The organism is Ottowia pentelensis (assembly GCF_964341695.1).
Genome location: NZ_OZ224513.1, coordinates 799,745 through 813,398, shown reverse-complemented (window position 1 = coordinate 813,398; position 13,654 = coordinate 799,745). Strand labels below are relative to the sequence as shown.

General features: G+C 67.2%; 16 protein-coding genes. All 16 read right to left on the bottom strand.

Annotation, left to right across the window (positions count from 1 at the left end):
* Positions 1-11: 11 nt before the first annotated feature.
* Positions 12-1,847 (bottom strand): DEAD/DEAH box helicase, encoded by a 1,836-nt coding sequence (locus ACWHMB_RS03860; RefSeq protein WP_377482438.1) that lies wholly within the window; start codon positions 1,845-1,847, stop codon positions 12-14.
* 25 nt (positions 1,848-1,872) lie between these two features.
* Complete coding sequence (gene hisA, locus ACWHMB_RS03855) at positions 1,873-2,619, bottom strand: 1-(5-phosphoribosyl)-5-[(5-phosphoribosylamino)methylideneamino]imidazole-4-carboxamide isomerase (RefSeq protein WP_377482436.1); 747 nt, start codon at positions 2,617-2,619, stop codon at positions 1,873-1,875.
* 78 nt (positions 2,620-2,697) lie between these two features.
* Positions 2,698-3,369 carry an imidazole glycerol phosphate synthase subunit HisH gene (gene hisH, locus ACWHMB_RS03850; RefSeq protein ID WP_377482434.1) on the bottom strand — a complete coding sequence of 224 codons (672 nt, stop codon included), beginning with the start codon at positions 3,367-3,369 and terminating at the stop codon, positions 2,698-2,700.
* A 43-nt stretch (positions 3,370-3,412) separates the two neighbouring features.
* Complete coding sequence (gene hisB, locus ACWHMB_RS03845; protein WP_377482432.1) at positions 3,413-4,012, bottom strand: imidazoleglycerol-phosphate dehydratase HisB; 600 nt, start codon at positions 4,010-4,012, stop codon at positions 3,413-3,415.
* A complete protein-coding gene (gene hisC, locus ACWHMB_RS03840; protein ID WP_293221092.1) occupies positions 4,009-5,118 on the bottom strand; it encodes a histidinol-phosphate transaminase in 1,110 nt (369 codons plus the stop codon). Before hisC ends, hisB begins: the two co-directional genes overlap by 4 nt.
* Before the next feature lies 1 nt (position 5,119).
* On the bottom strand, positions 5,120-5,575 hold the full coding sequence (locus ACWHMB_RS03835) for a PIN domain-containing protein (RefSeq protein WP_293221091.1): 456 nt from the start codon (positions 5,573-5,575) through the stop codon (positions 5,120-5,122).
* Entirely contained in the window at positions 5,553-5,789 is a 237-nt protein-coding gene (locus ACWHMB_RS03830; RefSeq protein ID WP_293221089.1) for a DUF6364 family protein, read from the bottom strand. Before ACWHMB_RS03830 ends, ACWHMB_RS03835 begins: the two co-directional genes overlap by 23 nt.
* Before the next feature lie 57 nt (positions 5,790-5,846).
* Positions 5,847-7,061 carry a Yip1 family protein gene (locus tag ACWHMB_RS03825; RefSeq protein ID WP_377482429.1) on the bottom strand — a complete coding sequence of 405 codons (1,215 nt, stop codon included), beginning with the start codon at positions 7,059-7,061 and terminating at the stop codon, positions 5,847-5,849.
* Between the two features lie 135 nt (positions 7,062-7,196).
* Complete coding sequence (gene hisD / locus ACWHMB_RS03820) at positions 7,197-8,546, bottom strand: histidinol dehydrogenase (protein ID WP_293221085.1); 1,350 nt, start codon at positions 8,544-8,546, stop codon at positions 7,197-7,199.
* Positions 8,543-9,190, bottom strand: coding sequence for an ATP phosphoribosyltransferase (hisG, locus tag ACWHMB_RS03815; protein WP_377482427.1), 648 nt, complete (start codon positions 9,188-9,190; stop codon positions 8,543-8,545). The genes hisD and hisG overlap by 4 nt, the downstream gene beginning before the upstream one ends.
* Before the next feature lie 60 nt (positions 9,191-9,250).
* The gene (murA, locus tag ACWHMB_RS03810; RefSeq protein ID WP_293221081.1) at positions 9,251-10,528 is read right to left on the bottom strand and encodes a UDP-N-acetylglucosamine 1-carboxyvinyltransferase; all 1,278 of its coding nucleotides are present in this window, start codon (positions 10,526-10,528) and stop codon (positions 9,251-9,253) included.
* A gap of 76 nt (positions 10,529-10,604) precedes the next feature.
* Positions 10,605-10,847, bottom strand: a complete 243-nt coding sequence (locus tag ACWHMB_RS03805; protein WP_293221079.1) for a BolA family protein — start codon at positions 10,845-10,847, stop codon at positions 10,605-10,607.
* A gap of 5 nt (positions 10,848-10,852) precedes the next feature.
* Positions 10,853-11,593 carry an ABC transporter permease gene (locus ACWHMB_RS03800; RefSeq protein ID WP_293221096.1) on the bottom strand — a complete coding sequence of 247 codons (741 nt, stop codon included), beginning with the start codon at positions 11,591-11,593 and terminating at the stop codon, positions 10,853-10,855.
* Positions 11,594-11,676: 83 nt separating this feature from the next.
* Positions 11,677-12,627: an ABC transporter ATP-binding protein gene (locus ACWHMB_RS03795; protein ID WP_293221077.1), complete on the bottom strand. Its 951-nt coding sequence runs from the start codon at positions 12,625-12,627 to the stop codon at positions 11,677-11,679.
* Between the two features lie 31 nt (positions 12,628-12,658).
* Positions 12,659-12,940: an STAS domain-containing protein gene (locus ACWHMB_RS03790; protein WP_293221075.1), complete on the bottom strand. Its 282-nt coding sequence runs from the start codon at positions 12,938-12,940 to the stop codon at positions 12,659-12,661.
* A gap of 2 nt (positions 12,941-12,942) precedes the next feature.
* Positions 12,943-13,602, bottom strand: a complete 660-nt coding sequence (locus ACWHMB_RS03785) for an MlaC/ttg2D family ABC transporter substrate-binding protein (protein WP_293221073.1) — start codon at positions 13,600-13,602, stop codon at positions 12,943-12,945.
* Between the last annotated feature and the right edge of the window lie 52 nt (positions 13,603-13,654).

Sequence of the window (13,654 nt, the reverse complement as noted above, 5' to 3'; positions counted from 1 at the left end):
AAAAAGGATGATCAAAAAATAGGCGGCGAGATATCTGGATTCGCACATTCAGCGACCTCTTCCAGCCCCCAAATAGCTCTCCACGCCCGAAAACCAAGCCGTGGAAATTCAATGTCCAAGCGGTCAACAAAGTAAATCACGTGGCAGATTTCGGTCCCACCAAACTTTGGCCCCCGCAGCCCACGTCCCACCATCTGCTCAAACAAGACGTGACTCACGGTAGGCCGCGCGATAACGACGTGAGTGACCAGCGGAGCATCGAAACCGGTAGTCAAAACTTCACAGTTGCACAGAACCCGCGTCACGCCGTCACGAAACTCCGACACGATCCGGCGTCGTTCGGACCGACGTGAACTACCTGAGATGAAAGCAGCAGGTATGCCCTGCGCTCTCAACATGAACGCAACAATTGAGGCATCGGTCACGCTTGGGCCGAAATACAGAATTCGACTGTTCGGCTCGCGTGCAATTTTGAGAAGCTCCTTGAACACAGTCGAGCGACGCGGAGCATCATCAGCCAACTGCATCAGCCGTCGGTCAATGGATTCCAGCAGCGTGGTCTCGCTAAGCTCCGACTTGGGCGCCAATAGGTCAGAAACACGAAGATTTTTTCGGGTCTCGAATTTGACCTCGATAGGATTGGCTAGAACTTGACGTGTCTGCAGTACTTCGCGGGGATTTTCTCCCAGAGATTCATTTGGTTCCACAATACGCCGAAAAAGTGTGAACAACTCGCGCGTACCTAGTTCAGGAATGCTTCTCAGGTATTCGGCACGAAATGGTGTAGCAGTCAACCCCAAAACACGCGGCTCGGGCCGTTCATGCATCCGAGATCGCGATTCAAAGTACTCGATCAAACGTCGATACTGCGGTGCTGCCGCCCTGTGCGCTTCATCAATGACCATGAGATCAATGCGATCGCACCATGACTCAAACGTTTGGCCGAACGTTTGCTGCCATCTCTTGAAATCGTTCTCTAATCGCTGCGGCGTCGCGACCAAAATCTGAGGGTCATCGTGCGCCCCGAGGAGTTCATCATCTACCCCGTCGCCCCGACCAAACTGCCCAAAACGCCGATCCAGCCGCAAGACCGGAGCGCCCGAAGTCTCACTCCAAACTTGGCGCAAAGCCTCAACTGCCTGCTCCAGTAGTTCCTCTGTGTGAGCGATCCACAAGACAACAGGTCGAACGGCGCCTGTTTGCGGGCGACTCAAGTAGCGCGTGACGTATTCACTTGCCACGCGCGTCTTGCCGCCACCCGTGGGCAAGGTTGCAATCACCCGCGGATGTTTTCGGCCGGGCGCTAGCGACGATTGACATTTTTCGAGCACTTCATGCTGGAAATCGGTCAGTGCCGGTAGCGCAGTACGGCCATTGAACCACTCGACGTCGTCTGGCGTTCGGCCAGCCGGCGAACCTGCGAACGACTCATCGAATCCCGCCAATCTCGCAAAGCTCAGCGCGGCAGCTTTTCCCGCGTGCCAACGAGCAGGGCTGTTAATCCCAATCCGCTTGGCCACAATATCGCGAAGCGACTTGTTCGCAAACAGGTCGGCACCATGCTGCAGGATCAACGCCGCTGCCAAGCTGTCTTTGGTAAGACTGGGAGCTTGCCCCAGCGCGCTTCTCGCCAAACTCCGAAACCCATTCAGTAGGTGCCTCCCAAGTAAACGCTCGAGGTCGTCGTGGCTAAGCACACTCGAGAGGCGACGAGAGCCCGAAAACAGCGGCTCAAGTAGCCCTTCAGAAAGATCAATAGAAGTCTCCACGTCTTTGGCAAGGTCGCGGCTGCGCTGATTCAACCGCGGGTCAGGCGGCCAAGCTGCACGTTGCTCGGAATTCACCATCGTTCTAGAAGATGTGCCGACTCGCCTAGGCGGTGTCGCCCAACTCGTCGGCGCGCTCTTGCGCCGCGGCGAAGTCCAGGTCGCCGGAATAAATGGCGCGCCCGCAGATGACGCCCTCGACGCCCTCGCCTTCGACCGCGCACAGGGCCTCGATGTCGGCCATGCCGGACAGCCCGCCGGAGGCGATCACCGGGATGGACAGCGCCTGCGCCAGCTTGACGGTGGCCTCGACGTTGATGCCCGAGAGCATGCCGTCGCGCCCGATGTCGGTGTAGACGATGGACTCGACGCCCCAGTCCTCGAACTTGCGCGCCAGATCGACCACCGCGTGGCCCGTGAGCTTGCTCCAGCCATCGGTGGCGACCTTGCCGTCCTTGGCGTCCAGGCCGACGATGATGTGGCCGCCGAAGGCGCTGCAGGCGTCCTTCAGAAAGCCGGGGTTCTTGACGGCCGCGGTGCCGATGATGACGTAGCGCATGCCGGCGTCGATGTATTTCTCGATCGTGTCCAGATCGCGAATGCCGCCGCCCAGTTGCACCGGGATGTCGTCCCCCACTTCCTTCAGGATGGCCTTGATGGCGCCCAGGTTTTGCGGCTTGCCGGCAAAGGCGCCGTTCAGGTCCACCAGGTGCAGGCGGCGCGCGCCCTGGTCCAGCCAGTGCGCGGCCATCTCGGCCGGGGCTTCGCTGAAGGTGGTGGCCTGGGCCATGTCGCCTTGCTTGAGGCGCACGCAATGGCCGTCCTTGAGGTCGATCGCGGGAATCAGCAGCATGATCGGTTGAGAGAGAAAATGACTGGTTGCGCTTGATGTGCTTGCGCGAGATGCTATGAAAAAAAGAGTGACCGCCGATCAGGGGTCCCAGTGCAGGAAGTTGCGATACAGCTGCAGGCCCTGCGCCGCGCTCTTTTCGGGGTGAAACTGCGTGGCAAAAATATTATCGCGTGCGATGGCCGAGGCAAAACGCACGCCGTATTCGGTCTCGCCGGCGCCGTGCGCCGCCGCCTTCGGCCGGGCATAAAAGCTGTGCACGAAGTAGAACCACTGGCCGTCGGCCTGCGCGCCCCACACCGGGTGCGGGCGGCTGTGGAACACCCGGTTCCAGCCCATCTGCGGCACCTTGTAGCGGCTGCCGTCGGGTGCGTGCTGGCCGGCCAGCTCGAAGCGCAGCACCTCGCCGGCAATCAGGCCCAGGCCCTTGGTTCCGGCCGCCGTGGGGCCTTCGGCGCTGTGGTCCAGCAGCATCTGCATGCCCACGCAGACACCGAACAGCGGCTTGCTGGCCGCCGCCTGCAGCACCGATTCGAGCAGGCCCGACTCGCGCAGCTCGCGCATGCAGTCGGCGATCGCGCCCTGGCCGGGCAGCACCACGCGGTGCGCGGCGCGCACCTGGGCCGCATCGGAGGTGATGACGGCGTTGACGTGGGTGTCCTGCGTGGCGTGCATCACGGCCTGCGCCACCGAGCGCAGGTTGCCCATGCCGTAGTCGACCACGGCAACGGTTTGGTTGACTCTTGAATTCATAGCTGCTCGCGCTTGCTGGACGCGGGCTGGGGCCCGATTTGGCTTATAGAACCCCTTTGGTGGACGGGATTTGCCCGGCCGCGCGCGGGTCGGGCGCGAGCGCCATGCGCAGCGCGCGGCCGAAGGCCTTGAAGATGGTCTCGACCTGGTGGTGCGCGTTGACGCCCTTGAGGTTGTCGATGTGCAGCGTGACGTGGGCGTGATTGACGAAGCCCTGGAAGAACTCGTGCACCAGCTGGGTGTCCAGGCCGCCGATCATGCCGCTGGAAAAGCGCGCGTCCAGCACCAGGCCGGGGCGGCCCGAAAAGTCGACCACCACGCGCGACAGCGCCTCGTCCAGCGGCACGTAGCTGTGGCCGTAGCGCGTGAGGCCGGCCTTGTCGCCCACCGCCTGGCGCACCGCCTGGCCCAGGGCGATGCCCACGTCTTCCACCGTGTGGTGGCCGTCGATGTGCAGGTCGCCTTTGGCCTCGATGTCGAGGTCGATCAGGCCGTGGCGCGCGATCTGGTCGAGCATGTGGTCGAAAAAGCCGATGCCGGTGGCCAGCCGGGAACGGCCGCTGCCGTCCAGGTCGAGGCGGACATGAATCTTCGTTTCGGCGGTGTCGCGCGAAACCTCGGCGGTGCGGGCTGGGGTCGTCATAGGGCGGCTTGCAGGGCGGCCAGCATCTGCGCGTTCTCGTCGGCGGTGCCCACCGTCAGGCGCAGGCACTGGGCCAGCAGAGCATGCATTTTAGAAACGTTTTTGACCAGCACCCCGCGCGCGCGCATGCCCTCGAAGGCCTTGTTGGCATCGGGCACGCGCAGCAGGATCATGTTGGCCTGGCTGGGAAAGGCGTGCACCCCGGGCAGCCGGGCCAGCGCTTCAAAAAGCAGAGCGCGTTGCGCACGAATGTCCTGGGCTTGCGCGGCAAAAACATCGGAATGTCCGAGCGCGAACAGCGCGCATTCGGCGTTCAGCACGCTCACGTTGTAGGGCGGGCGCACCTTGTCCAGCTCGGCCATCAGCGTGGCCTCGCCCAGCAGGTAGCCGATGCGCACGCCCGCCAGGCCGTACTTGCTGAGCGTGCGCAGGATCAGCACGTGGCGGTGCTGCGCTGGCGCGGCGCGCACGTTCTCGATCCAGCTGCGCGCGGCAAAGGGCTGGTAGGCCTCGTCCATCACCACCAGGCCGCCGGCCGCGCCCTGCGCGGCGATGATGCGGGCGATGGCGCCCTCGTCCCACAGCGTGCCGGTGGGGTTGTTGGGGTAGGCCAGGTAGACGATGGCCGGGCGGTGCCGGGCGATCGCCGCCAGCATGGCCGCTTCATCCAGCTCGAAGTCGGCCGTGAGCGGCACGCCGTGAAAGGCCAGGCCCTGCAGCTGCGCGCTCATCGCGTACATGACGAAGCCGGGCAGCGGCGCCAGGATGGACGCGCCCGGCAGGTCGCAGGCCAGCGCCAGCAGGCTGATCAGCTCGTCCGAGCCGTTGCCCAGCATCAGCGACCAGTCCGCCGGCGGCTGTGCGTGGCCCCACAGCGCGGTCTTCAGCGCATCGATGCGCTCGCCGGGATAGCGGTTGACGGCCACCTGGCCCAGCCGCGCGCCCAGTTCGGCCTGCAGCGCGGGCGACAGCCGGTGCGGGTTTTCCATCGCGTCGAGCTTGATCAGCCCGCGCGAATCCTGCACCGCATAGGCGTGCATGCCCTGCACGTCGTGGCGGATGCGGGCCAGGGGCTTGGGGGTAGCGGAGGAAATCGGAGCGTTCATGTCAGTCTTCCTGGCCCGGGGGCAAGTCGTCCGGGCCGGTTCGAAACGGGTTGAGCACCTGCACGGTCTCGAAGCGCTGCTGGTGCTGCAGGTCCTCGCTCAGCAGAAAGCGGCAACCCTGCTGCTGGGCCGAGGACACGATCAGCGCGTCCCAGTAGCTGAGCGCATAGCGGTCCTGCAACGCCCAGGCACCGTCGATCACGTAGGTGTCCAGGTGCGGCGGCTGCCACTGGCGCAGGTTGCGCACCTGCGCGCGCGCCTGCTGCACCGGCATCACGGCGCGAAACTTGGTGATGGCATTGTTGTAGAACTCGTTGAGCACCTGGGTGCTGATGCGCCCGCTCTGCCGCGTCCAGCACCAGCGAACCCACTCGCGCGCGCGCGCCTGCTTGGGCAGATCGCGCTCGTCCACGGTGTAGAGAAAGACGTTGGTGTCAACGAAAACGAGCGCGCTCATACATCTCGTCGCGGCTCAGGTAAGGCCCGTCGCTCACGCCCCAGGATTCGAAGCGCAAGGCCTCGCGCATGGCCTGCGCGTAAGCGTCTTCCTGACGCATCTTCTCGGCCAGCAACTCGCCCACCATGCGCGACACGCTGCTGCCGCGCTTGGCCGCCTCGATGCGCGCCCATTCGAGCACGCTTTCCTCGACGGTGATGGTGAGGTTCTTCATGCTCACCAGTCTACACGAATTTCGTGTTGCACGAAATTCGTGTTGCCAACCCAAGCGCTAGGGTTTCTGGCGCTGCAGCCCCTCCAGCGCCGCCAGGTCGAGCTGGCCCATGGCGCCGCGCACGCCGTCGATGGGCACGCCGCGGCCTTCCACGCTCACCACCAGGCCGTTCTTCAGGATGGTCTTGGCGTCGGCCTCGCTGCCGTCCTTGCGGTAGTCCTCGTGCAGGGTGCGTCCGCCCGCCTGCCAGGTTTTTTCTATGCGGCCGTCGCTTTCCTTCTCGCCCTGCACCAGGCCGGCCATCTGCGCCAGGCCCGACAGGCCGCCCATGTCGATGATCTCGGCGCGCAGATGCTTGTCGCCGCGGCCGTACTCGGCCTGCGCCTGGCCCATGCTGACGCCCATGGCCTGGTTGTTCTGCACCTCCAGCGCCGTGCGCGGCAGGCCCGCCAGCTGATCGGGCAGCGCGGCCTTGAGCGCCTGCACGTCGACGCTGCCCTGCGCGCCACCCAGCGCGCCCATGGCCACCGCCGCGGCCTGCCCGGCGGCCGCGGCGGCGCTGGCCGGGTTGCCGCTCTTTTGCGCCTGCTCCATCTGGCGCGTGGCCTCCTCCATCTTCTTGCCGGCGGCCGCCAGCGCCGCCGAGTCGATGGCGACCTTGCCCTGCGGCGTGGTGATCGACACCCCGCCGCCCATCATCGGGTGGTGCGGCCGAAACAGCGCCAGCAGCGCGCCGAAGACCACGCCCAGCACGATCGACGCCACGATCAGCACCAGGGTGTAGACCGCCGATTTTTCGGGCGGGTTTTTCATCAGCACCGGCAGCCCGGTGTAGATCAGGTAGATCGAGTACAGCGCCGCCAGCAGCCCCAGCATGGACAGCATGGGCAGCAGGCTGAACACGCCGCCCACCAGCGCGGCCGTGCTGGCGTACACCGTCAGCTTGAGCGCCTGGATGGGGCTTTGCACCCCGCCGAAGCGCGGCGCCAGCGCGTTGGCGATCAGCGACAGCACGTAGATGCCCACCAGGCTCAGCACGTAGGACAGCACCGCGTTGCCCAGCCCCGCCAACGGCGACAGCCGCACCGTGAAGCCGAAGCCGCCCACGCCGATCAGCGACATGCCGATGAAGCCGCAAACCGCCGGAATGGCGGCCAGCCACATCAGGTAGCCCTTGTACAGCCCGGCCGGCGTGGCCGGTTCGGCCTCGATCAGGCCCCAGGTGGGGCGGGGGTTGAGCAAGATGGCCTTGGCGCGATCGGCGATGTTCATGACAGGGCTCCGTCGTGGGAAGAAGGGCACGGTACCCGATTCATCGCCCGCGTCAATGCCCGCCGGCCCGCCGAAAGGCCGTAGACAGTTCAGCCGACCCCCTCCTGCTGAGGGCGGGCCAGGCGCAGCGCGCCGTCAGGGCTTCAGGCGCAGCTCGGCCGCGCGCGCGTGCGCCTGCAGGCCCTCGCCATGCGCCAGCACGCTGGCGATGCGGCCGATCTGCTGCGCGCCGGCCTCGCTGACTTCGATCAGGCTGCTGCGCTTTTGAAAGTCGTACACCGACAGCGGCGAGGAGAAGCGCGCCGTGCCGCTGGTGGGCAGCACGTGGTTGGGGCCGGCGCAGTAGTCGCCCAGGCTTTCGCTGGTGTAGGCGCCCAGGAAGATCGCGCCGGCGTGGCGCAGCAGCGGCTCCCAGCGCTGGGGCGTGCGGCTGGCGATCTCCAGGTGCTCGGGCGCGATGCGGTTGGCCAGCGTGCAGGCCTCTTCCATGCTGCGCGTGTGGATGAGCGCGCCGCGGCCGGCCAGGCTGGCGGCAATGATCGGCGCGCGCGCCAGCGTGGGCAGCAGGCGGTTCATGGCCGCCTGCACCTGCTCGATGTAGTCGGCGTCGGGGCAAAGCAGGATGGCCTGCGCCAGCTCGTCGTGCTCGGCCTGGCTGAACAGGTCCATCGCCACCCAGTCGGGCGGCGTGCTGCCGTCGGCCAGCACCAGGATTTCGCTCGGGCCGGCGATCATGTCGATGCCCACGGTGCCGAACACGCGCTTCTTGGCGCTGGCCACGTAGGCGTTGCCGGGACCGGTGATCTTGTCGACCTTGGGAATGGCGGCGGTGCCGTAGGCCAGCGCCGCCACGGCCTGCGCGCCGCCGACGGTGAAGGCACGCGTGACGCCGGCCACGTGGGCGGCGGCCAGCACCAGCGGGTTCTTGTCACCCTTCGAGTCCTTCGACGAGCCGTCCCTGCGGGCCGGCGTGGGCACCACCATGATGATCTCGCGCACGCCGGCCACGTGCGCGGGGATGGCGTTCATCAGCACGCTGCTGGGGTAGGCGGCCTTGCCGCCGGGCACGTAAATGCCCACGCGGTCCAGCGGCGTCACCTTCTGGCCCAGCAGGGTGCCGTCCTCGTCGCGGTACATGGCGGTCTCGCCGCCCTGGGTCTTTTGCCACTCGTGAAAGCGGCGGATGCGACCGGCCGCGGCCTGCAGCGCCTGGCGCTGCTCGGCGGGCAGGCCGTCGAAGGCGGCGGCCAGCTCGTCGGCCTTGAGCTGCAGCGCGCCCATGCTGGCGGCCTGCACACCGTCGAAGCGCGCGGTGTACTCCAGCACCGCCGCGTCGCCGCGCGCGCGCACGTCGGCCAGGATGGCGGCCACGCGCTCCTCGATGGCGGCGTCCTGCTCGGCGCTCCAGTGCAGGCGCTGCTGGAATTTTTGATCGAAATCGGCCTCGGCCGTTGACAGGCGGGCGGGAGCAGCTACCAAATTCATACCACCTCCGGCGACACCGCGGCCGCAAAGGCGTCGATGATGGGGCGCATGGCCGCGGTCTTGAGCTTGAGCGCCGCCTGGTTGACCACCAGGCGCGAGCTGATGTCCATGATGTGCTCGACTTCGACCAGGTGGTTGGCCGCCAGCGTCTTGCCGGTGCTGACCAGGTCGACGATGGCCTCGGCCAGGCCGGTGAGCGGCGCCAGCTCCATGCTGCCGTACAGCTTGACCAGGTCCACGTGCACGCCCTTGTCGGCAAAAAAGCGCCGCGCGATGGTCGGGTACTTGGTGGCCACGGTGATGCGGCTGCCCTGGCGCACGGCGCTGGCGTAGTCGAAGCCCTCGGGCGCCGCCACCGCCATGTGGCAGCGCGCGATGCGCAAGTCCAGCGGCTGATACAGGCCCGCGCCGCCGTGTTCGATCAGCGTGTCCAGCCCGGTCACGCCCAGGTCGGCGCCGCCGTATTCGACATAGGTCGGCACGTCGGTGGCGCGCACCAGCACCACGCGCACCTCGGGCCGGTTGGTGGCCAGGATGAGCTTGCGCGAGGTTTCCGGGTCCTCCGTCACCGTGATGCCGGCGGCCGCCAGCAGCGGCAGGGTTTCATCGAAGATGCGGCCCTTGGACAAAGCAAGCGTGATCACGATTGCGTCTCCTTTTTTTCAAGCGTGATCACGATTGCGCCTCCTGTGTTTCAAGCGTGATCATGCGGCGACCCTCTCGATGTCGGCGCCCAGGCCGCGCAGCTTTTCTTCCATCTGGTCGTAGCCGCGGTCCAGGTGGTAGATGCGGTCGACCACGGTCTCGCCCTCGGCCACCAGGCCGGCGATGACCAGGCTGGCCGAAGCGCGCAGGTCGGTCGCCATCACGCGCGCGCCCGACAGGCGGGCGCCGCCGGCCACGGTGGCGACGCGGCCGTCGACCATGATCTCGGCGCCCAGGCGCATCAGCTCGTTGACGTGCATGAAGCGGTTCTCGAAGATGGTCTCGGTCACGCTCACCGTGCCCTGCGCCACCAGGTTCAGCGTCATGAACTGCGCCTGCATGTCGGTCGGGAAACCCGGGTACTCCATGGTGCGAAAGCCCTGCGCCTTCAGCCGGGCGCCGCCGCCGCTGGCCACGCGGAGGCCATCGGCCTCGGCCGTGACCTGCACGCCGGCGTCGCGCAGCTTGTCGATCACCGCCTCCAGGTGGTCGGCGCGCGCGTGCCGCAGCAGCGCCTGGCCGCCACAGGCGGCCACCGCGCACAGGAAGGTGCCGGCCTCGATGCGGTCGGCCACCACGCGGTGCGTGCAGCCGTGCAGGCGATCGACGCCCTGCACGCGGATGTGGCTGGAGCCTTGGCCCTCAATGCGCGCGCCCATCTTGATGAGCAGCTCGGCCAGGTCGCTCACCTCGGGCTCCTGCGCGGCGTTTTCGAGTACCGTCTCGCCCTCGGCCAGGCAGGCGGCCATCAGCAGGTTCTCGGTGCCGGTGACGGTGACCATGTCGGTGGTGATGCGCGCGCCGGTGAGGCGCGTGCGGCCGGCCGGCAGGCGCGCCTCCATGTAGCCGTGCTCGACGGTGATCTCGGCGCCCATGGCCTGCAGGCCCTTGATGTGCTGGTCGACCGGGCGCGAGCCGATGGCGCAACCGCCGGGCAGCGACACCCGCGCGCGGCCGAAGCGCGCCAACAGCGGCCCCAGCACCAGCACCGAGGCGCGCATGGTCTTGACCAGCTCGTAGGGCGCCTCGGGCTCGAGCGTGTCGGGCGCGGCAAAGCCCATGCCGCCGCGCTCGCCATGGGTTTCGACGAGCACGCCCATGTGCTCGAGCAGGCGGCGCATGGTGCGCACGTCGTGCAGGCGCGGCACGTTGGTGAGCTGCACCGGCTCGCTCGTCAGCAGCGCCGCGCACATTTCGGGCAGGGCGGCGTTCTTGGCGCCCGAGATCGTCACCGTGCCCGAAAGCGGGCGTCCGCCGTGGATGAGCAATTGATCCATCGTGACCGTTATTCTTCAGTCAAATCGGCCTCCAGCGCCCGTCAATCAAGCGCCATCAGCTATCAAATATATAGTATTACTGGCCCTGCGCCGCCCATTCGGCGGGCGTGAAGGTGCGCATGGACAGCGCGTGCACCGCCTCGGACTGCATCTGGCTTTCCAGCGTGGCGTAGACCAGCTGGTGGCGCGCGATGGTGCGCTGGCCCTCGAACCGCGGCGAGACGATGACGGCGAACCAGTGGCGGCCGTCGCCCTCCACCTGCAGGTGCTCGCAGGGCAGGCCGGCGGCGATGATCTGTTGGATTTGTTCAGCGTCCATGAGGGTCAGTTTCTGAGTTTGTAGCCGGTCTTCAGCAGGTGCAGCGTCAGCGCCGACACCGCCAGCACGCTGACCACCGCCACGCCCAGGCTGAACCAGGGCGAGACGTCGCTGACGCCGAAGAAGCCGTAGCGAAAGCCGTCGATCATGTAGAAGAACGGGTTGAAGCGGCTCACCGTCTGCCACACGGCGGGCAGGGTGTGAATGGAGTAGAACACACCGGCCAGAAAGGTCATGGGCATGACGATGAAGTTCTGGAACACCGCCATCTGGTCGAACTTGTCGGCCCACAGCCCGGCCAGCAGGCCCAGCACGCCCATCAGCAGCGCGCCCAGCACGGCAAAGGCAAGGATCCAGCCCAGTGCCGCGGCCTGCGGCGGCGCATACCACAGGGTGACCAGGTACACGCCCACGCCCACCATCAGCCCGCGCAGCACGGCGGCGCCGACGTAGGCGATGAACCAGTGCCAAGCGTTCAGCGGCGTCAGCAGCAGGAACACCAGGTTGCCCATGATCTTGCTTTGCACCAGGCTGGAGGCGCTGTTGGCAAAGGCGTTCTGCAGCACGCTCATCATCACCAGGCCGGGCACCAGGAAGGCCACGTAGCCCACGCCCGGATAAACCTGCACGCGCCCCTGCAGCACGTGGCCGAAGATCAGCAAATACAGCACGCTGGTCAGCACCGGCGCGGCGATGGTCTGGGTGGCGACGCGCCAAAAGCGCAGCACCTCCTTGGTCAGCAGCATCTTCCAGCCGTCCTCGGGGGCCGGCAGGGCGTGCAGGTGGGGGGCGCCGGGGTGCGCGGCGGGGGTGATGGCCTGTTCGGTGCTCATTGCGCATGCTCCAGTGCCGGCACCGCCGCCGGGGCCGGGCCGCTCATCAGCTGGATGAACACGTCCTCCAGGTCGGCCTTGCGGATTTCGAGGTCCTCGATGCGCACGCCGGCCTCGCGCAGCGCGGCCAGGTGGTGCTCCACCTCGGCCGCCATGGGCGCGGGCAGCTCGACGATGCGCCCGGTGACGCGCGCCTGCGCCGCCAGCGCGGGCGGCAGGGCGTCGTCGGTCTTGAAGTGCAGCACCTTGGCCGCTGCCTTGGCCAGCAGCGCGCTGGTGCGGTCCAGCGCGATCACGCGCCCCAGCTTGAGCATGGCGATGCGCTGGCACAGCGCCTCGGCCTCCTCCAGGTAGTGCGTGGTCAGCAGCACGGTGTGGCCGCGCCGGCTGAGGTTGGAGATGAACTGCCACAGGGTCTGGCGCAGCTCGACGTCGACGCCGGCGGTGGGCTCGTCTAGCACGATGACGGGCGGCTTGTGCACCAGCGCCAGGCCCACCAGCACGCGCCGCTTCATGCCGCCCGACAGCTGGCGCATGTTGGCGCCGGCCTTGTCGGACAGGCCCAGGCCGTCGAGCAGCTCGTCGATCCAGTCGTCGCTGTGGCGCAGGCCGAAGTAGCCGGCCTGAAAGCGCAGCGCCTCGCGCACGGTGAAAAAGGGGTCGAACACCAGCTCCTGCGGCACGATGCCCAGGTGCCGGCGCGCCGCCACGAAGTCCTTCTGCACGTCGTAGCCATGCACCAGCACGCGCCCACCGCTGGCGCGCGCCAGGCCGGCCAGGATGGAAATCAGGGTTGTCTTGCCGGCGCCGTTGGGGCCCAGCAGGCCAAAGAACTCGCCCTCCTCGATGTCGAAGCTGACGTCGTCGAGGGCCTTGAACGGGGGTGGGGCGTGTTTCCCGGTGCTGGCGTAGACCTTGGAAACCGATTGAAAGCTGATCGCGGGCATGAAGCCCTCGATTGTACGATTTTGGGGGTTTTCAGACCGGGGTTGCGGCCTCGGGCAACAAGGCGCCCACGCCGTACAGGCCGGCCAGGGTGCGCAGCCGCGGCGCCAGGCCGCGCACGGCCAGGGTGTGGCCGGCGTGGCGGCAGCTGCGGCGCAGGCCCAGCAGCACGGCCAGGGCGGACGAATCGAAGCGCTCCAGCGCGGTGGCGTCGACCACCACCTCGGGGCCGGGCTCGACCGCCGCCGCCTGGCGCAGCATCGCCAGCGCGGCGCGGGCCTGCACGTGGGTCAATTCGGCCGGCAGCACCAGCATGGTTAGCGCTTGTCGGCAGAGGCCGTGGCGTTGGCCTGGTTGCGCTCGTCCAGCGCCTTGATCAGGCCGTCGATGCCCGACTTGTTGATCTGCTCGGCGAACTGCGAGCGGTAGTTGGCCACCAGCCACACGCCCAGCACGTTCAGGTCGTAGATCTTCCAGCCCGCGCCCTGGCCGGGCGTGCGCTCCAGCCGGTAGTCCAACTCGATCGGGTCGCCCCGGCCGATCACCTCGGTGCGCACCGTCACCTCCTTGTCGTCGGCGCCGGCGCGCAGCGGCTTGACCTCGACCTTCTGGTCGCTGACCTGCTTGAGCGCACCGGCGTAGGTGCGCACCAGCAGCACCTTGAAGGCGGTCTGCAGCTGCTGGCGCTGCTCGGGCGTGGCGCGGCGCCAGGCCGGGCCGGTGGCCGAAGCGGTCATGCGCACGAAGTTGACGTTGGGCATGATCTTGCTGTCGACCACGCTGATCACGCGGTCGATGTCGCCGTTCTGCAGCGCCTTGTCGCTGCGGATGAGGGCCAGCACCTCGTTGGACAGGCGGCCGATCATGGCGTCGGGCGCCTCGTCGGCGGCCCAGGCGCCGCTCGCGCCCGCCAGCAGCGCCAGGGCGGCGGCGGAAGATTGCAGGAAACGGCGGCGTTCGGTCAGGCTCATGTTCATCGTCGGTATCGTCGGGCGCCACGCAGGGCGGATCGGTCAAGCATAAACCGGG